Here is a 16,661-nt window from a genome sequence, read left to right as displayed (position 1 = left end):
GATGACGCAGGCACCGACGCGCGAGGACAAGTTCAGCTTCGGGCTGTGGACCGTGGGCTGGCAGGCGAACGACATGTTCGGCCCGGCGAGCCGCGGTCCGCTGGACGCGGTCGAGGCCGTGCACCGCCTGTCCGATCTCGGCGCCTGGGGCGTCACCTTCCACGACGACAACCTGTTCCCGTTCGGCTCCGCCGACGACGAGCGCGACCGGCGGATCAAGCGGTTCAAGGGGGCACTGGCCGAAACCGGCCTGGTGGTGCCGATGGTCACCACGGACCTGTTCAGCCACCCCGTGTTCAAGGACGGCAGCCTGACCAGCAACGACCGTGCGGTCCGCCGGTTCGCGCTGCGCAAGGTCATGCGCAACATGGAACTGGCCGCCGACCTGGGCGCGTCCACCTTCGTGCTCTGGGGCGGCCGCGAGGGCTCCGAGACCGACGCCGCGAAGGACATCAACGCGGCGATGGACCGCTACCGCGAGGGCATCGACTTCCTCGCCCAGTACGTGCTCGACCAGGGCCTCGGCCTGCGCCTCGCGCTCGAACCGAAGCCGAACGAACCGCGTGGCGACATCCTGCTGCCCACCGTCGGTCACGCGCTGGCGTTCATCTCCACCCTGCAGAACCACGAGATCGTCGGCGTCAACCCGGAGGTCGGCCACGAGCAGATGGCCGGGCTGAACGTGGTGCACGGCATCGGGCAGGCGCTGTGGCAGGGCAAGCTGTTCCACATCGACCTCAACGGCCAGCGCGGGCCGCGGTACGACCAGGACCTCATCTTCGGCCACGGTGACGTGCTGTCCTCGTTCTTCCTGGTCGACCTGCTGGAGCACGGTGGCTACGACGGCCCCCGCCACTTCGACTACAAGCCGCTGCGCACCGAGAACATGGACGGCGTGTGGGAGAGCGCGGCCGCGAACATGCGCAGCTACCTGATCTTCGCCGAACGCTCCCGCGCCTTCCGCGCCGATCCCGAGGTGCAGGAGGCGCTGGCCGCGGCGCTGGTGCCGGAACTGGCCGTGCCGACGCTGAACGACGGCGAGACCGCCGCCGACCTGCTCGCCGACCGGTCCGCCTTCGAGGACTTCGACGCGGACAAGGCCGCCGAGCGCGGTTACGGCTTCGTCCGCCTCGCCCAGCTGGCCCTCGACCACCTCACCGGCGCTCGCTGAGGCTTTCCCCGGCTGCTCACCCCCGCGAGGTCGCGCCGGTGACTGAAGCGAACACCGGTTCGGCCCTCCAAAGCCGGGCCGGTGCTCGCTTCAGCCACCGGCTCAAAGCGACCTCGCCGCCGTGCCGAAGGCGCGGCAAAACTAGAGTGGCGGGATGCTTTCGCCGGAGGATCTCGCTGCCCGTACCGATCGCGCGTCCCGCGCCGCCACCGAGGCGGCGCGGGAACTCGGGCTCACGGTGACCGCGCCCAGGACCATCTACGACGTGTTCTCCGTGGTGGTCGCCCTGGACCCGGCGCCGGTGATCGCCCGCGTGCCCACGGTGCTCCCGCGTTCGGTCACCCCGGCGCAGCAGGAACGCTTCCAGCGCAACGAACTCGCCGTCACCCGGTGGCTCGCCGAGCGCGGTGAACCCACCGTGGTGCCGAGCCCGCTGGTCCCCGCCGAACCGGTGCGCCGTGACGGGTTCGGGATCACCTTCTGGGAACTGATCGAGGGCGTGACCGAGCCCGCGCTGGAAATGGGCGCGCGGCTCGCCCTCACCGCCCGCCTGCATTCGCTGTTGCGCGAGTATCCCGGTGGATTGCGTTTCCTGGAGCCGATGGAAGGCTTCATGGACGACGCGCTGGCGCAACTGGCGGACCGTCCCGACCTGCTGGCGCCCGAGGACCTGGACCGCGCCCGCCGGGAATGGGCACTCGTCGAACCGCTCATCGCCTCCGAAGACGCATTCCTGTCGGAGTTCCCGGACGCCACGATTCAGCCCGTGCACGGGGACGCGCCCTACTACAACCTGATCGAAACAGCTGATCGGGTGTACTTCTCCGACTTCGAGCACGTCACCCGCGGACCGGTGGAATGGGACCTCGTCTCGATCGGCGACGAGGGCGTCGCCGCCTACGACGCCGAGGCCGCCCGGCTCGGGCTGCGGCCGGTGGACCCGCGGGTGCTGCGGTTCATGGAATCCGTGCGCAACCTGCAGATCGTCGGCTGTCTGGCGCTGGTGCCGGAACTTCCGCTGCTGGTCGAGGGGCTGAAGCCGGTGCTGGAGCACTGGCGGACCACCGAACCGGCCGGTGGGCTCGGCTGACCGGACTGCTCGACGGCCGTGCGAGCGGCCGAGATCCCTGCGGGCCAACGGCAGGCACGATCACAAGCTGACAGTATGCTGAGGAAATTTTTGACCGGTGGGTTAGTGCGGTACTCAGGGTACCGGTCCGCCCCGGCAAGTCAGGACCGCTGAGTCCTGTCTGCCGCGTCCGCCCTGCGGAAGGCTTCCAGGGATCGACTCGATCTGCCAGCCTGGAGGCGTTTCATGAGCAATTCGGGAAAAACCACGCTGATCTACGACGCCAAGTGTCCACTGTGTAGTGACCTGGCCCGCAAGATCCACCACCACGCCCGGATCCCGGTGGAGATACTGGCCTTGAGTGACCCCGCCGCCATCGAGCTGTTGAGATCGCGTTACCCGCACGGGTGGGAGCACGACTTCTACCTGTTCGAGAACGGCACCTGCCGCAAGGGGGTGCGTTCGCTGGGCCGGTTGCGCAGCCACCTCGGCACGCGGCAGCTCACCGCGCTGATCGCCGAGTACAGCCATGCGAAGGTCACCTCGAAACGCCTCGCGGTACCCCATGAACACGTCGACGGTGAAGTGGTCGGCACCGGAAGGCGGAATGTGCTCAAGGGCGCGGCGCTCGGGGCGATCGCGGTGCCGCTCGCCGGGATGCCGAGGCTGGCCAGTGCGTTCGAGCAGCCCAGTCCGTCCTATGTGGTCAATTTCGCCGAGGGGCAGGCCAACGGTTCCGGGGCGGCTTCGGTGCGGGCGTGGGCGAACACCGGCGCTCTGCGCAAGACCGCGCACTTCACCCGCAAGGCCGAACACGCACAGGGCAAGCTGGACCGGCTCGACGAGCGCAACCTGCTCGACGCGGCCCTGCCGCAACTCGGTACCGCGCGGATCGACTCCGCGAAGCTCGTCAAGGAACGCCAGGTCGACGGCAAGACCGAGCATCGCTCGATGGTCACCTTCAGCGCTTCGCTCGACGCTCCCCGATACCAGATCGGGCTGTTCGCCGGCTACGGCGATCTGGACTCGCCGGACGGGGTGATCCAGGGCGCCACCACCGCCGTGGGCATTCGGCACGACCTCGCCGCGCCGGTCGCCGACGTGGCGACCATGGCCGACGGGGCCAGTCAGCCGCTGGCCGGCCACTTCGACGTCTACCGGGCTTCGATCGGGGAGTTCCGCGGCCTGCACGCCAAGGACGGCCGCGAGGAGTTCGTGCACCTCTACGGTGAGCTGGAACAGGGCTTCACCAGGCTGGCGGACGAGTTCCTCAAGGTGATTCCGGAGACCTACCGGCCGGTGAAGAACCGGATGGTGATCTCGGCGACCCCGGAGATCCTGAAGTTCGTCGAATACCCTGCTGCCTTCTCCAGCGTGGTGCCGATGGGCTGCGACTGCTCGTGCAGCTGCGGCGCGTGCTGCGCGGTCGGGTGCGGGCTGGGCCTCTGCATCCCGCCGAAGCCCTGCGGTCCGGGTTGCTGCATCTCCTGCGGCTGCGGGTGTGGTTGCTGCTTGTAGGCCCGAGTACGCGACGATCGGCCACCGCGCGTCCGCGGTGGCCGATTCGCGATCTGTGACCGGGTTTATTCGTCGATGTGCTTGCGGTCGGTCTTTTTCCCGCCCTTGATCGGCGAGTCGCCGTAGTCGCCCGGCGGCCGCTTGAACATGTCTCGGATGTCGCTGAGCGAGCGGACCCCTTTGACGAAGATGAGCAAGTAGACCGGGGTCAGGACGAGGGCGATGACGAAGGCGATGACCCCCAGGACCTCCACGGTTCCTCCCTGGCGTCGAAAGTTGTGCTACTTAGATTAGCACAACTGTTGCTATTCTGGATCCGTGCCTTTGCGACTCGACCCTGACTCCACCGGTGCCCTGCACGAACGCATCGCGGGTGCGGTGCGCCGGGCCGTCGCGCGCGGAGAGCTGGCGCCGGGGGCCCGGTTGCCGACCGCGCGCGAGCTGGCCGCGCAGTTCGGCGTGAACATCAACACCGTCCTGCGGGCGTACCGGAAGTTGTCCGCGGAGGACCTGGTGGAGCTCAGGCGGGGGCGTGGCGCGACGGTGAGCGGTGAGCCCGACCTGGCGCGGTTGCACTCGCTCGCCGATGAACTGCTTGCCGAAGCCGCCCGGCTCGGCATCACCCGTGGCGAGTTGGCCGCGCTGCTCGCCAGCAGGTCGTGAGAGAGGAGCACGTGGTGGACGCGAAAGGAATCCGGGCTTCCGACGCCGAACGGGACGAGGTGATCGCCCGGCTCGGCCAAGCGTGTGGCGAGGGACGGCTGACCGTCGACGAGCTGAGCCTGCGGATCGAGGAGGTGTGTGCCGCGCGCGAACAGGGGCAGTTGGAACAGGTGCTGGCCGACCTGCCCGCCCCGGCGGGGGTGCAACGGGTGTGGGCGGTCGCGGACGAACTGCTGGCCGAAGCCGCCCGGCAGGGGCTCAGCCGCGGGCAGCTCGCCGCCATCCTCCTGGCCCGGGGCTAGGCCGGTCGTCCCGTCCGCGGCGGGGCGAGTGCAGCTGCTCGAACAGTTCCCGCCGGTTGTTGGCGCCGACCTTGCGGAGGATGCTGCTGACGTGGTTCTTGACCGTCTGCCTGGCGAGACAGAGCTCCCTGGCGATTTCGTCGTTGCTGTGCCGGTGCAGGAGCAGGACGATCACTTCCCGCTCCCGCCTGGTCAGCCGGATGCGTTCCAGCAGGCCAGTGGAATTCTCGCCGACCCTGGCGCTCGGGTCGATAAGCCAGACCCGTTCGCCCGAACAGGTTCGGTGCACGGCGTCGACCAGTTCCCCGCAGGACGCGCCTTTGTGCACATAACTGTCGGCACCTGCGTTCAAAGCGGTGGCGACGTATTCCGGTGCGCGCTGTGAACTGTAGACGAGCAGTCGGACTTCGGGGGCATGCCGACGGAGTTCCTGGCAGAATGCCATCCATTTGCGCGGCTCGATGAGATGCAGGTCGGCGATGACGATGTCGATTTCCGAATTTCGGGCGGTGGTCAGCAGCGTTTCCGGTGAGGCGCATTCGTGCGCTATTTCCACCTCCCGGCCAGAATCGAGCAGGGTGCGGATGGCAAAACGGATCGGCGGGTGGTCGTCCATGATCGCCAGCTGGGCCGGTCTTCGGCGGACCGCGGTCGCCGACCGGAGCTGGTGCTCTCGCAGCAGCTGGTGCAACTGCGGGGCCAGCCAGTGGTTCCCGCTGCTCGCGGCCTTGATCGCGACGGTTAGCTGATGCATCTCGTCCAGGTTTCCCGGGAGCGGGGTGATCACCCTGGCGCCGGAGTGCAGCAGTTCGGAAAGCCGGGCGCACTGGTTCCCGTCCTTGATCAGCATGATCACCGAAGGCGTGGCCGGGCGGTCGAAAACGAGTTTTCGCAGGAATTCGGCGGTGGTTTCCGAGGAATCGACGATGGTGATATCGGGGTTGAGCCGGTCCAGTGCCGACAACGCTGCCTCGCCGTCGCTGAAATCACCGACGACGTGCAGTGCTTCTTGTCCGGTGAGTAGTGATTTCAAGCCGACGCGGTGAAGTTCGTCGGCGACGCACAGTATGGCGGTTTCTGGCTGATCATCGCGAATCATCGCTCCCCCCAAGGCGCCTTTGGCGGATACTGTACCCTTTTGGTGGATTTATCACAACGAGTGAGCCGATTGCTAATGCGGGGCCGCCGGCTCCCGCCCGTTCGTCTCGGCTGAGGTGCGACGAGCCATTCCTTTGCGAACCCCCGCCCCGATCCGGTGGACCGGCCGGTGGTGCTGCCGCGGGCTGCCTGATGTGCTCGTGCACCGGTCGAACCGGTGACCGTGGTCGATGTCCCGGTAGTCGAACAACCGCCCATAGTCCAAGCGGGTGATGTTTCCTCTCGTCGCACACCGCGAGGGTGGGCTGCGAGTAGGTGCTGAGTGCCTACTTCCCGGCGTTGCGCGTGGCGCACGGCGGCGACTTTCGCGGAGCCGGCCCATCGATGGTGGGTGCACCTGGATTATCTCGGCTAGCATCCGATATCGCTTGGGAGCGCTCCCAAGTATCACGGACAGACGAGGAGCGACGATGCGCTCGTTATTCGGGAAAGCGCTTACCATCTCCGCGCTGGTCGCCGCGCTGGTGCCCGGTGTGCCCGCGGCGTCCGCCGATCCACAGGCTGACTGCGGCACCGGCTCGTTCAACGCGGAGGCGGTGAACAACGGCGGTACGTGGACGGTTCGCAACGGTGGCAACACCGTCTACACCGGGACCAGCCTGCTTTCGGCGTTGCAGTCGGCCGCGGGCAGTCTCAGCGCCGGACGCACGTGGAAGGAGCGGATCGTGGTCCGCGGCTCCGGTTCGATGAGCGCGGGCAGCCGGTTCTCCCTGCCCAGCTACACCGTGCTGGACGTGTGCGGCACGATCAACGTGACCGGCTCGGGTTCCGGCGACCAGGCGCCGGTCTACGCCAGGAACGTGCGGGACATCGAGGTGCAGCACCTGAACCTGACCGGGTCACCGCTGTACGGCATCTTCATCCGCAACGCCGAGAACGTCACGCTCGGCCAGTTGGACATGCGGTTGTCCAGTGGGCTCGGCGTGCGCATCGACAACCGCGGCGACACCTCGCGGTGGACGAGGAACGTGCGCATCGACTACGCCTACGTCCAGGGTTCGAGCACGCACGGGGTGGAGACGTACGGGGTCGACGGGCTGACCGTCGGCACCGTGGTCGCCCGCAACACCGGCGGTTCGGGCCTGCTGCTGAACGAGACCATCAACGCGACGGTGACCAAGGTCGACGGCAGTGGCGCGGGCACCGGCACCGGGTACGCGGCCTTCCGCACGGCCAACCGCAACGGGCGCATCGGCAACTCGTACCCGGTCAACATCCGCGTCGGCGAGGTGATCGCGCGTGGTGGCGGGCGCGGGGTGTTCTGCGTGTCGGAAAGCGGCGGCATGGTGATCGACCGGCTGGACATCGCGCAGACCGGTGGCAACGCGATCCTGCTGGAGAACTGCTACAACGTGAACCTGGCCGCGCAGAGCGGGAAGGTCGCCGGCCCCGGTGACATCCGGCTCGCCTCGCGCACGGAATTCCCGGTGACCTCGGACGTCACGGTGCGGAACCTGACCGTGACGAACTCCGCGATCACCGAGAACCCGTGTGGCAACAACACGAACTTCGTGAACAACACGCTGGTGAACAGCCCGCAGAACGTCTGCTGATGGTGTGCTGGTGCTGGCCGGTCAGCCGAGTGCGCCGGCCAGCGCCGGGTACCAGCGGCTTTCGATCTTCTGGATACCGCTGGAGTCGTTCGGGTGCACGCCGTCGTAGGTGTCGGTGGCTGGGTTGAAGCCGGTCCACTGGTCCACGACGGTGATCGGCGACTGCGGGGTGCTGTGGGCCTGCGCCCACGCGGGGATGGCGGCGTTGAGGTCGACCACGCGCTGGGCGCACGGGCCGCAGTTGGGGGCCGCCATCGGGATGATCTGCGCGACGATCAGTTCCGTCGACGGGTTGTTCGCGCGCATCTGGCCGAGCAGCGTGCTGTACGCGCCGAGGATGGTGGCGGTGCTCTGGTTGTTCCAGACGTCGTTGGTGCCGAGGTGCATCAGCACGATGTCCGGGTCGGTGGGGGCGAGCCAGCCGGGCAGCTGATTCTGGTTGGCGATGCCGGTGGCGAGGAAGCCGCCGTGGCCCTCGTTCTCGCCGTCGTAAGGGAAACCGCAACCCTGGGCGGGCAGCGTGCCGACGAAGTCGATGTCGGTGTGGCCGGTCTGCTGCAGGTGCTGCCAGAGCAGGGCGCGCCAGCACCCGGGTGAGCCGGTGATCGAGTCGCCGAGCGCCATGATGCGGGCCGGTGCGTCAGCGGACGCGGGGACCGGGAACAGGATCGCGGCGAACAGCGCGAGCAAGGCGAGCGTCGTGCGGTGCATCGGACCTCCTAGGCCGATTCCGGGAGCGCTCCCAAAAACTCTACCTTCGCCCCCTTCCCCCTGTCCAACCCAACCCCCACACCCAAACACCCGAACCCCACATTCCCGCACCCGAACTCCACATTCCCGCGCCCGAACTCCACGTTCAGGGCCGAACCCCACGTTCAGGCACCCGAACTCCACGTTCACGCATCCGAACTCCACGTTCGGGCACCCGAGTTCTACTTTCAGGCGGCCGAGTCCGACATGGCGTCTACGTTCGGTTCGGGTCTTCCTGGAGGCGGCACTCGGCGCGAGTGTGGGACTCGACTACCTGAGTGTGGGTTTCGGCTGCCCGAATGTGGAACTCGGCTTCCTGAACGTGGAACTCGGGTGCGTGGGTGTGGAACTCGGGTGCCTGAACGTGGGACTCGGCGGCGGGAGTGTGGGGCTCGGGTGCGGGGTGGGACTGCTGGAGGTGGGGCGGTTAGAGGACGCCCCAGAAGGTGGCGATTTTCGCGGCGGCGCAGAGGTTCACGTCGAGGATGTAGGCGCCCGCGGTACCGCAGGTGGGCGGGTCGACCGGCTGTCCGTGCCCCATGCCGGTGAGCGAGTACGTTTCCACCACGGCCCGTCCGCCGCCGTCCCGGTAGGTGGCGTGCGGGTATCCGGCGACCGTGCCGGTTTCGCTCGGGGTGGCGGCGACGCCGTGTACGTTCGTCCACTGTTCCACCAGTTCCCGCTGGTTCGCCGCGGCCACGGTGTAGTCCGCCGTGCCCTGCCACAGGCTGACCACCGGCCACGGGCCCTGGTGCGGGCTCGCCGCCCGCACGCTGCCGCCCCAGGCCGCCGCCGTGCGGTCCTTGCCGGGGTTCATGCACGAGAAGGCGTCCACCATCGTGGCGGCACAACCGTACGGCAGCCCGGCGACCACGGCGCCACCCGCGAACAGGTCCGGATAAGCTGCCAGCATCACCGAAGTCATCCCGCCACCGGCCGACAACCCCGTGGCGTAGGCGCTGGTGCCACCGGTGTCCGCCTGTGTGCGCCGGACCATCTGCGCGATGGACTCGGCCTCACCCGAACCCCGCTTCGTGTCCCCGGACTGGAACCAGTTGAAGCACTTGTTCAGGTTGTTCGCCGGCTGCTGCTGCGGCAGCACCACGCTGAACCGCCCGCTGTCGGCCAGTGTGCGCCACCCGGTGCCGGTGCCGTACCCGGCGGCGTCCTGGGTGCACCCGTGCATGGCGACCACGATCGGCCGCCCGGCCGGGAGTCCGTCGGGGACGTAGCGGAACATCTTCAACGCACCCGGGTTGCTCCCGAACCCGGTCACCTCCACGATGTTCGCCGCCGAAGCCGGGGTGACCCCCGTCAGCAGCGTTGCCAGCAGGGCCAAGGCGATCGTCAGCGTTCGCATCTTCCCCACGATACGAAACGACCACCGCCCGCAAGGACGGCCGAGCGCACACAATCGCCCACCGCACTGTGTGGTCACCGGACATGGCGACCAGCGGACACGCGGCCTACCTTCACCGGATGCTGCCGAAACTCGCGCTGGCCGGCGCCCTACTGGCCACCGTACTGCTGCCCGGCACCGCCGCCGCGGCGGGTGACTGCGTGGCGCCGCACGTGCCGGGCGCGGCCGAGCAGGTCAGCGCCTGCCTGGCCGACCTCACCACCACCGGCACCGTCGCGACAGGACACACCGTGCCCGCCGACTGGGCCGGTCTCACCTCGGCCGGGCTGCCGCGCCCGGGTGCGGTCCCCGGCACGCAGATCGACGGCTACTTCCCGGATTCCTCCACCACCAACAAGAACCACGGCTGGCAGCACGACTCGCAGTTCGTGCTCCGGCTGCCCCAGCGGTGGAACGGCGGGCTGGTGGTCGCCGGTTCGCCGGGCAACCGCGCGCAGTACGCCAACGACCGGGCCATCGCCGACCACGTGCTCGCGGCCGGTTACGCCTACGCCGCCACGGACAAGGGCAACACCGGGCTCGAGTTCTTCACCGACGGCGAGCGCCCGGGTGACGCCGTGGCCGAGTGGAACCACCGGATCACCCAGCTGACCGTGGCGGCGAAACTCGCGGTGGCGCAGCGCTACGGCGAGTTTCCACAGAGGACACTCATGGCCGGGATCTCCAACGGTGGCTACCTCGTCCGCTGGCAGCTGGAGAACCGCGCCTGGCTCTACGACGGCGGTGTCGACTGGGAAGGCACGCTCTGGACCGAAGACGGGCCGAACCTGTTCACCTTCCTCCCGGCCGCCGTCCGCCACTACCCGGCCTATTCCGCCGGTTCCGAAGCCGCCCACCAAGCCATTCTCGACGCCGGTTTCGCCCCCGGCTCCGAATTCCTCTGGCCCTACCACGACCAGGTCTACTGGGGCCTGACCCAGCGCATCTACCGCACCGAATTCGACCCCGGATACGTCGGCTCCGACGCCGAGTACGACTACGCGAGCCGGCCGCACCGCGTGCACCGCGCGGTCGAACGCGTGTCGCTCACCGGCCACATAGGCAAGCCGCTGATCACCCTGCACGGCACCCTGGACGCGCTCCTGCCGATCAGCCGCGATTCCGATGTGTACGCGGACCAAGTCCGAAGGAGCGGCGCACCTCACCGGTACTACCGGATCGCCGACGGAACCCACGCCGACGCCTTGTACGACGCGTATCCGGACCGCCTGCGCCCGATCGGCCCGTGCTTCCTCAGCGCGTTCGAAGCGATGGGGGACTGGCTCGACGGGCACCGGCCGCCACCGTCGCGAACGGTCCCGCGCACGCCGGGCGTGGACCTGGCCACGAACTGCGAGCTGTGATCAGCCCGCGGCGACGGCCTCTTCCAGGCCCTTGACCGCGAGCCGGTCGGCGCGCTCGTTCTCCGGGTGCCCGGCGTGCCCCTTGACCCAGTGCCACTCCACCTGGTGCCGGGCGGCGGCCTGTTCGAGCCGCTGCCACAGGTCGGCGTTCTTCACCGGGGTCTTGCCCGTGGTCTGCCAGCCGTTGCTCTTCCAGCGCGGCAGCCACGACGTGATGCCGTTGCGGACGTAGGTGCTGTCGGTGTACAGCCGGACTTCGACCGGGCGCTTGAGGCTTTCCAGCGCCTGGATCGGCGCGGTCAGTTCCATGCGGTTGTTCGTGGTGGACTCCGCCTGGCCGCCGTAGAGCTCCTTCTCGTGGGAGCCGTACCGCAGCACCGCGCCCCAGCCACCGGGGCCGGGATTGCCGCTGCACGCGCCATCGGTGTAGATCTCCACGATCTGCTCTGCCACGCCGGTACCCTACCGCCCCCTAATGACCGTGAGCACTCACCAGGGTTCGCAGCGAGGTGCGGCAGATCTTGCCGGTGGGGCCGTGGGGGAGTTCCGGCAGCAGGACCAGGGATTCCGGTAGTTTGCGGCGTTCGAGGCCCCGGGCTTCGAGGAAGCCGGTGAGCGCGGACAGGGTGAGGCCGCCTTCGCGGGGGACCACGCACGCGCACAGCCGCTCGCCCAGGTCGCTGTCCGGGACGCCGACGCACGCGACCTCGGCGACCGCCGGGTGCGCACCGAGTTCGCTCTCCACCTCGGCGGGGCTGATGTTGTACCCGCCGCGGATGACGACCTGCCGCTGCCTGCCGAGCACGTGCAGCCTGCCGCGGGCGTCGATCCGGCCCAGGTCACCGGTGCGCACCCAGCCGTCCGCGGTTCGGTACCGCGCGTCGAGCTCGGGCGCGCCGACGTAGCAGAGCGGGCTCATCGGGCCGCGTGCCTGGATTTCCCCGCCGACGACCCGAATACCGGCGACCGCCGGATCCGGTACGCCGTCACGGCAGTTGACCCCGTCGGAGGAGCCGTAGACGGCGACCACCCGGCGGCCGAACCGCGTTTCACACGCCCGCCGCACGCTTCCGGGCAGCGCGGCACCGCTGGCCACCAGAGCGTCTAATTCGGACAGGTCTTCGAACGAACCTGTTGGCACGGCAGTCATCCGGCTGAGCATCGTCGGCACGGCGAACACGTGCGTGGGCCGGTGGGCGGTCATCGCGCGGACCGCGCCCGCGGCGTCGAAGGAATCCTGGACGATCAGCGTCGACCCGAGCGCGGCGATGCCGACCGGCACGCCGCACGACCCGAACGAGGACGCCAGGGGTACCAGTACCAGGTTCCGCATCGGCCCCGAGCCCAGTGCGCGCACGTAGTTCGCCCGCCCGCCCGCGAACGCGTTGTGCGAGTAGGCCACCATCTTCGGCTCGGCCTCCGAACCGGACGACACCAGGAACCGTGCCGGGTGCTCGGGATCCAGATAAGGCCGGGGCCAGGAGCCGGAGGCGTACGGGACCGCCGTGATGAGCCCACGAGCCTGTGCTCTCCCCAATAGCGCGCGCAGATCCCGGACACCCGAACTCCGCGGAATGGGCAGGGCGACCGCGCCCAGGGCGTAGACGGCCAGTTCCACCGCGACCGCGTCCCGGCCGTTCGGCAGGTGGATGCCGACCACGTCCCGACGCCCGAAACCCGCCCTGTGCAAGCCCGCCGCGGCTCGCTCGACCAGTCTCAGCAGCTCGGCGTAGTCGAGCACGCCACGGGAATCGATCACCGCCGGGCGATCCGGTCGCGCCGCCGCGTGGTCGGCGAACAGCGAGAACAGATCCCGGTCCGGGCAGAGGCCACGGCGGACCCAGTCGGCACGGCACTCGGCCGGGACGAGGTCACGCAGGCGGAGGCCGGTGTTCGACACCCACTCGGTCAAGCGAACTCCCAGGGAGGCAGCGGATAGGCGAACCCGTCGTGGCCGAGCGCGTCGCCGAAGCGCGGGTCGGCGGCCAGTTCGGCGAGGTCGGTGCACACCTCGATCGGCTCACCGGTGCCGTGCAAGCGGCCGTCGCGGACCGACACCGAACTGGTCCACTGTGGACGAGCTTGTGGCACGAGTGAAGTGGCGGAATAAAGCGATGAATCGACACGAGCGCCCTGTCCCGTCCGGACGCGGTCGAGCAGCGCGGCCAGGATCCCTTCGGCGCAGACGAGTCCGCCGAGCACGTCGGTCAACGTCATCAGCGAAGGCGCACCCGATGGCCGGAGTGCCGCCGCGAGGCCGCTGTGCGCCTGCACGAGGTAGTCGGTGCCCAGCGGCGCCCGGTCGCCGAACGCGTCACCCCAGCCACCGGCGGACGCGTAGACCAGTCCTGGGTGGACGGTCAGCAGCCGGTCCGCGTCGAGGTTCCACCGCGTGGCCTTGCCAGGGGCCCAGTTGTGCAGGAACACGTGCGCCCGAGTCAGCAGTTCGAGCAGATCGGCGCGCCCGGCGGAGGTCGCCAGATCGAGGTCGATCGCGGACTTCCCCCGGTTCAGCGCGAGGAAACGGGCCGAGCAGTCACCCGCGATCGGCGGCACCCACCGCGCCGGATCACCGCCCGGCGGCTCGACCCGGATCACCTCGGCGCCGAGCAGGCGCAGCACGTGCCCGGCCAGCGGTCCCTGCACGCGCCGGGTGGACTCGACGACGACCAGCCCGTCCAGCGGCCGAGTGGCCGCGGGCGGGAGGGCCGGCCCGGGAGCGCCCAGTGGCCTGACGCGGAAAGGCGGCCCTGTCAGGTCACCGGCGCACTCGCGAACCTGCACCACGCTCACCCCGGTCGCCGCCCCGGCCACGGCCACCGAATGGAACAGCCGCGCGGCCACGCAGGAGGCGAGTTCGTCCGGCAGCGGGCAGACCGCGCTGCCGAAGCGCTGCTGGAACGGCGGCCAGCCCGTCCGGATGGCCTCGCGGGAAGCGCCGAGCCTGCTCCAGAACCGGCACCAGTCCTCGGCGTTCAGCGTCTCGATCTCCACGCGCACGCCGTCGGCGGTGAGGAACGGCGGTCCGCCCGTGCCGCGGATCTCGCGCCAGTCGTCGTCCGTGGTGGCGACGGCGAGGTACTGCGCCACCGAATGCAGCGCCGCCTGCGCCACCGATGTCCGTACCGACCGCAACGGGAGCCCGCGCCCGGTGGCGATCGAGGCGGCCAAAGCGCCCTGACGTGCGAAGACCTTCGCGACCGTGCTGGCGTAGTCGACGGTGATCGGCTCGGGGTGACCGGAGCGGCGGCCGTGGACGTGCATGAGCCCGCACGCCGCCTGCACCATGGGTTCGTCGGCGAGCGGCAGCGCCACCGGGCCGGCCCAGTCGATCTCGCAGTCGGGTTCGAGCGCCATCGGCGTGGACCCCGCCATCACCGCCGTCCTTGGATCACGAACATCGGGCACGACACGGCGAGGAACTCCGGATCGGTCATCACCGCACGCACGTCGGCGAGCTGCTGTGCGGTCATCCCGGCCGCGAGCAGTTCGTCGCGGAGGTGGTGCGTGTGGTGCACCAGCAACTGGAGCCCCGGCGACTCCGCGTTCCACACCTCCAGCGACGGACGGGCGGTGACCTCGGTGAACCCGGCTTCGGTCAACGCCGCGACGGCCTGCCGTCCCCAGGTCCGGTCGGCGCCTGCCCGGTTCATCACCGTGGCCACCGCGCCGAGGAACTTCTGGTACAGCGCCTCGGCGTCACCACGCAGGCAGTGGCCGTACGAGGTGTCGAACTCGTCGATCTGCAGCCAGCCGCCGGGTTTGAGCGAGGCGGCCAGTTTCCGGAGCACGGCCCGCCGCTGGGGCAGGTGCCGCAGGACCAGCCGCGCGTGCACCAGGTCGAAGGCCGCCGCCGGCAGGGGATCGGTCACCACATCGTGCCGCAGCCAGGACAACCCCGGAGCGCCCGGCTGCTCGCCCAGGCGCAGGTCGGTGGCCAGCACGCGCCCGGTCGGCGCGGTGCGAGCGGCCAGCCAGCGCGCGATGGACCCGCCCCCGGCGCCGATCTCCAGGCACTGCCAGCCGGGCCCGACGTCGAGGGCGGTCAGTCCTTCGATGGTCAGCGGATCGTAGGCAGCGGAGAGGCAACGAGCCTGCTCGCGCAGCGCGTCGGCGCGATCGCCGAAGACGTACGCGGGTGCTTTCACGTCCATCGGCCCGTCCCCGGGGTGTCGGCGCAGCCGGTGAGCGTGGTCAGCAACGCCAGCCGCCGGACCTTGCCGGTGCCGGTGCGGGGGATCTCGTCCCAGGTGAGCACCCGCGGCGGCTGCAGCGCGGGCAGGTCGTGCACCGCGTTCGCCCAGTCCTCCTGATCGATCCGGCCGCTTTCGGTGACCACCACCGGCAGCGGCTCCTTGCCGGGCACGGGCAGCACCACGCACTCCAGCGCCGCGGGCAGCCGATCCTCCAGCACGTCCTCCAGTTCGAGGCAGCTGAGGCCGGGGGTGGCGTCGACCTCGCGGTCGAGCAGGAGCACCCGGCCGTCACGCCGGCGGACCGCGATGTCGCCGGTGTTCCACCAGCCGCGGGTGTGTTTCTCCTGCCAGCGCTGGTTTTCCCCGATGTAGCCGAGGCAGCGCGCGGGGGTGCGCGCGAGCACCAGCCCGGCCTCGCCGCGGGGTACCGGGTCGAAGGTGTCGGGATCGACCACCTTGAGCCGGGTGCGGACCGGGATCGCCCGGCCGAGGTCCCTCGTGGACGGATGCCGTTCCCGCTCGGCGGCCAGTGACTTCCTGGTGAAGAAGCGGAAGGTGATCGGGCCGGTCTCGGTCTGCCCCCAGCCCTGCATCCACAGTGGACGGCGTCGCTGGGACGCGTGCAGGTAGTCGCGGATGACCGGCGGGTGCATGGCGTCGTAGGTGCTCAGGAAGAAGCGGACGTCGCGGAACGGATTGTCCAATCGCGACAGTAGCGGCCGCCACCGGACGAAGGTGGCGGGCAGCGCTTCGACGAACGTCGGCGGGTACCGGCGCAGCAGCACGTCCGCCTCGTCGGGCTCCTGGCCGGAGAGGATGACGATCCGCTGGGGCGCCAGGCAGAAGACGCTGGCCGTCCAGCAGAACGTCCGGCCGTGCGCGTAGGAACTGGCGTTGGCGAGCGAGTCGTCGCGGCGGACGCCGATGGCGGGCAGCCGGAACGACTCCAGCCCGGCGAGCTTGCGGATGATCGTCGAGGTCGAGTGCACCACGAGCTTGGGCACGCCGGTGGTGCCGGAGGTGTGGTTGATCACCAGCGGCTCGTGTTCGCGTGGACGGCGAGGTGGGGGCGCGCGATGGCCGCGAAGCAGGTCCAGGTGGACCACGCCGCGTTCCGGACCGTCCAGGGTGACCACCCGGCCGGCGAAGGCCTTGCCGAGCGTCGCGAATTCGGTGGTGGTCACCAGCACCGCCGGGTTCAGCCGGTGCAGCAGGGCGGCCAGCGACTCGGCGGGCAGGTGCGCGGAGAGCTGCGCGGGCACCGCGCCGAGCCGGATCGCCGCGCAGGCGAGCAGGTCGTAGTCCCAGTGGTTGGGTTTCAGGATCGCCACCCGGTCACCTGGCTGGGTGCCGATCGCCGCCAGCCAGCCCGACGCCGCCGTGACCAGCGCGGCGAGGTCGCCGACGCCGTAGTCGGTGCCGTCGTCCGGCGCGATGTCGAACGGCCGGTCGAGCCGCACCCGCGTGCCGGAACCCCGGTCGGCGCACTCGTCGAAGAGCACACCCATGTCGTACGGC

16 protein-coding genes are annotated in these 16,661 nt (G+C 69.7%); 7 read left to right on the top strand and 9 right to left on the bottom strand.

The window, feature by feature from the left end:
• The first annotated feature begins 1 nt into the window (after position 1).
• The 3 genes from xylA (at position 2) to L3Q67_RS43745 (ending at position 3,758) form a co-directional block, all read left to right on the top strand.
• The gene (xylA, locus tag L3Q67_RS43755; protein WP_499187268.1) at positions 2-1,171 is read left to right on the top strand and encodes an apurinic/apyrimidinic endonuclease family protein; all 1,170 of its coding nucleotides are present in this window, start codon (positions 2-4) and stop codon (positions 1,169-1,171) included.
• Positions 1,172-1,325: 154 nt separating this feature from the next.
• Positions 1,326-2,261, top strand: a complete 936-nt coding sequence (locus L3Q67_RS43750; RefSeq protein WP_499187267.1) for an aminoglycoside phosphotransferase/kinase family protein — start codon at positions 1,326-1,328, stop codon at positions 2,259-2,261.
• A 225-nt stretch (positions 2,262-2,486) separates the two neighbouring features.
• Complete coding sequence (locus L3Q67_RS43745) at positions 2,487-3,758, top strand: hypothetical protein (RefSeq protein WP_499187266.1); 1,272 nt, start codon at positions 2,487-2,489, stop codon at positions 3,756-3,758.
• Positions 3,759-3,823: 65 nt separating this feature from the next.
• On the opposite strand, the gene L3Q67_RS43740 is transcribed toward L3Q67_RS43745, so the two are convergent.
• Positions 3,824-4,012 (bottom strand): hypothetical protein, encoded by a 189-nt coding sequence (locus L3Q67_RS43740; protein WP_499187265.1) that lies wholly within the window; start codon positions 4,010-4,012, stop codon positions 3,824-3,826.
• Positions 4,013-4,076: 64 nt separating this feature from the next.
• Between L3Q67_RS43740 and L3Q67_RS43735 the strand changes: the two genes are divergently transcribed.
• Positions 4,077-4,421 carry a GntR family transcriptional regulator gene (locus tag L3Q67_RS43735; RefSeq protein WP_499187264.1) on the top strand — a complete coding sequence of 115 codons (345 nt, stop codon included), beginning with the start codon at positions 4,077-4,079 and terminating at the stop codon, positions 4,419-4,421.
• A 14-nt stretch (positions 4,422-4,435) separates the two neighbouring features.
• On the top strand, positions 4,436-4,723 hold the full coding sequence (locus L3Q67_RS43730) for a DUF1707 SHOCT-like domain-containing protein (RefSeq protein WP_499187263.1): 288 nt from the start codon (positions 4,436-4,438) through the stop codon (positions 4,721-4,723).
• On the opposite strand, the gene L3Q67_RS43725 is transcribed toward L3Q67_RS43730, so the two are convergent.
• Positions 4,680-5,834 (bottom strand): response regulator transcription factor, encoded by a 1,155-nt coding sequence (locus L3Q67_RS43725; protein WP_499187262.1) that lies wholly within the window; start codon positions 5,832-5,834, stop codon positions 4,680-4,682. The genes L3Q67_RS43730 and L3Q67_RS43725 overlap by 44 nt on opposite strands.
• Before the next feature lie 457 nt (positions 5,835-6,291).
• On the opposite strand from L3Q67_RS43725, the gene L3Q67_RS43720 reads away from it, so the two are divergent.
• The gene (locus L3Q67_RS43720) at positions 6,292-7,434 is read left to right on the top strand and encodes a hypothetical protein (RefSeq protein WP_499187261.1); all 1,143 of its coding nucleotides are present in this window, start codon (positions 6,292-6,294) and stop codon (positions 7,432-7,434) included.
• Between the two features lie 21 nt (positions 7,435-7,455).
• Here L3Q67_RS43720 and L3Q67_RS43715 read toward each other — a convergent pair whose 3' ends face one another.
• The gene (locus L3Q67_RS43715; RefSeq protein WP_499187260.1) at positions 7,456-8,145 is read right to left on the bottom strand and encodes an SGNH/GDSL hydrolase family protein; all 690 of its coding nucleotides are present in this window, start codon (positions 8,143-8,145) and stop codon (positions 7,456-7,458) included.
• 466 nt (positions 8,146-8,611) lie between these two features.
• Positions 8,612-9,544: a CE1 family esterase gene (locus L3Q67_RS43710; protein WP_499187259.1), complete on the bottom strand. Its 933-nt coding sequence runs from the start codon at positions 9,542-9,544 to the stop codon at positions 8,612-8,614.
• A 119-nt stretch (positions 9,545-9,663) separates the two neighbouring features.
• Here L3Q67_RS43710 and L3Q67_RS43705 point away from each other — a divergent pair, with 119 nt between their 5' ends.
• Positions 9,664-10,947, top strand: coding sequence for an alpha/beta hydrolase family protein (locus L3Q67_RS43705; protein ID WP_499187258.1), 1,284 nt, complete (start codon positions 9,664-9,666; stop codon positions 10,945-10,947).
• On the opposite strand, the gene rnhA is transcribed toward L3Q67_RS43705, so the two are convergent.
• From rnhA to L3Q67_RS43680, 5 genes are read right to left on the bottom strand one after another with little or no spacing between them, the layout of a single operon-like run.
• A complete protein-coding gene (gene rnhA / locus L3Q67_RS43700; RefSeq protein WP_209665226.1) occupies positions 10,948-11,400 on the bottom strand; it encodes a ribonuclease HI in 453 nt (150 codons plus the stop codon).
• A 19-nt stretch (positions 11,401-11,419) separates the two neighbouring features.
• On the bottom strand, positions 11,420-12,859 hold the full coding sequence (locus L3Q67_RS43695; protein WP_499187257.1) for a class I adenylate-forming enzyme family protein: 1,440 nt from the start codon (positions 12,857-12,859) through the stop codon (positions 11,420-11,422).
• Positions 12,856-14,322, bottom strand: coding sequence for a CoA-transferase family III protein (locus L3Q67_RS43690; RefSeq protein ID WP_499187256.1), 1,467 nt, complete (start codon positions 14,320-14,322; stop codon positions 12,856-12,858). The genes L3Q67_RS43695 and L3Q67_RS43690 overlap by 4 nt, the downstream gene beginning before the upstream one ends.
• The gene (locus L3Q67_RS43685; RefSeq protein WP_499187255.1) at positions 14,322-15,101 is read right to left on the bottom strand and encodes a class I SAM-dependent methyltransferase; all 780 of its coding nucleotides are present in this window, start codon (positions 15,099-15,101) and stop codon (positions 14,322-14,324) included. The genes L3Q67_RS43690 and L3Q67_RS43685 overlap by 1 nt, the downstream gene beginning before the upstream one ends.
• Positions 15,092-16,651 (bottom strand): class I adenylate-forming enzyme family protein, encoded by a 1,560-nt coding sequence (locus L3Q67_RS43680; RefSeq protein ID WP_499191790.1) that lies wholly within the window; start codon positions 16,649-16,651, stop codon positions 15,092-15,094. Before L3Q67_RS43680 ends, L3Q67_RS43685 begins: the two co-directional genes overlap by 10 nt.
• Positions 16,652-16,661: the final 10 nt, after the last annotated feature.

Origin of the sequence: Saccharothrix sp. AJ9571 (assembly GCF_021725495.1) — a bacterium.
Lineage (GTDB): Bacteria > Actinomycetota > Actinomycetes > Mycobacteriales > Pseudonocardiaceae > Amycolatopsis > Amycolatopsis magusensis.
Note: the sequence above shows the minus strand (reverse complement) of the source record. Positions and strands in the feature narration are given on the sequence as shown.

Excerpts from the sequence above, each read along its gene's own strand:
- xylA (WP_499187268.1), top strand. The coding sequence starts at position 2 with ATGACGCAGGCACCGACGCGCGAGGACAAGTTCAGCTTCGGGCTGTGG.
- L3Q67_RS43750 (WP_499187267.1), top strand. The coding sequence starts at position 1,326 with ATGCTTTCGCCGGAGGATCTCGCTGCCCGTACCGATCGCGCGTCCCGC.
- L3Q67_RS43745 (WP_499187266.1), top strand. The coding sequence starts at position 2,487 with ATGAGCAATTCGGGAAAAACCACGCTGATCTACGACGCCAAGTGTCCA.
- L3Q67_RS43720 (WP_499187261.1), top strand. The coding sequence starts at position 6,292 with ATGCGCTCGTTATTCGGGAAAGCGCTTACCATCTCCGCGCTGGTCGCC.
- L3Q67_RS43715 (WP_499187260.1), bottom strand. The coding sequence starts at position 8,145 with ATGCACCGCACGACGCTCGCCTTGCTCGCGCTGTTCGCCGCGATCCTG.
- L3Q67_RS43710 (WP_499187259.1), bottom strand. The coding sequence starts at position 9,544 with ATGCGAACGCTGACGATCGCCTTGGCCCTGCTGGCAACGCTGCTGACG.
- L3Q67_RS43705 (WP_499187258.1), top strand. The coding sequence starts at position 9,664 with ATGCTGCCGAAACTCGCGCTGGCCGGCGCCCTACTGGCCACCGTACTG.
- L3Q67_RS43690 (WP_499187256.1), bottom strand. The coding sequence starts at position 14,322 with ATGGCGGGGTCCACGCCGATGGCGCTCGAACCCGACTGCGAGATCGAC.
- L3Q67_RS43685 (WP_499187255.1), bottom strand. The coding sequence starts at position 15,101 with ATGGACGTGAAAGCACCCGCGTACGTCTTCGGCGATCGCGCCGACGCG.
- L3Q67_RS43680 (WP_499191790.1), bottom strand. The coding sequence starts at position 16,651 with ATGGGTGTGCTCTTCGACGAGTGCGCCGACCGGGGTTCCGGCACGCGG.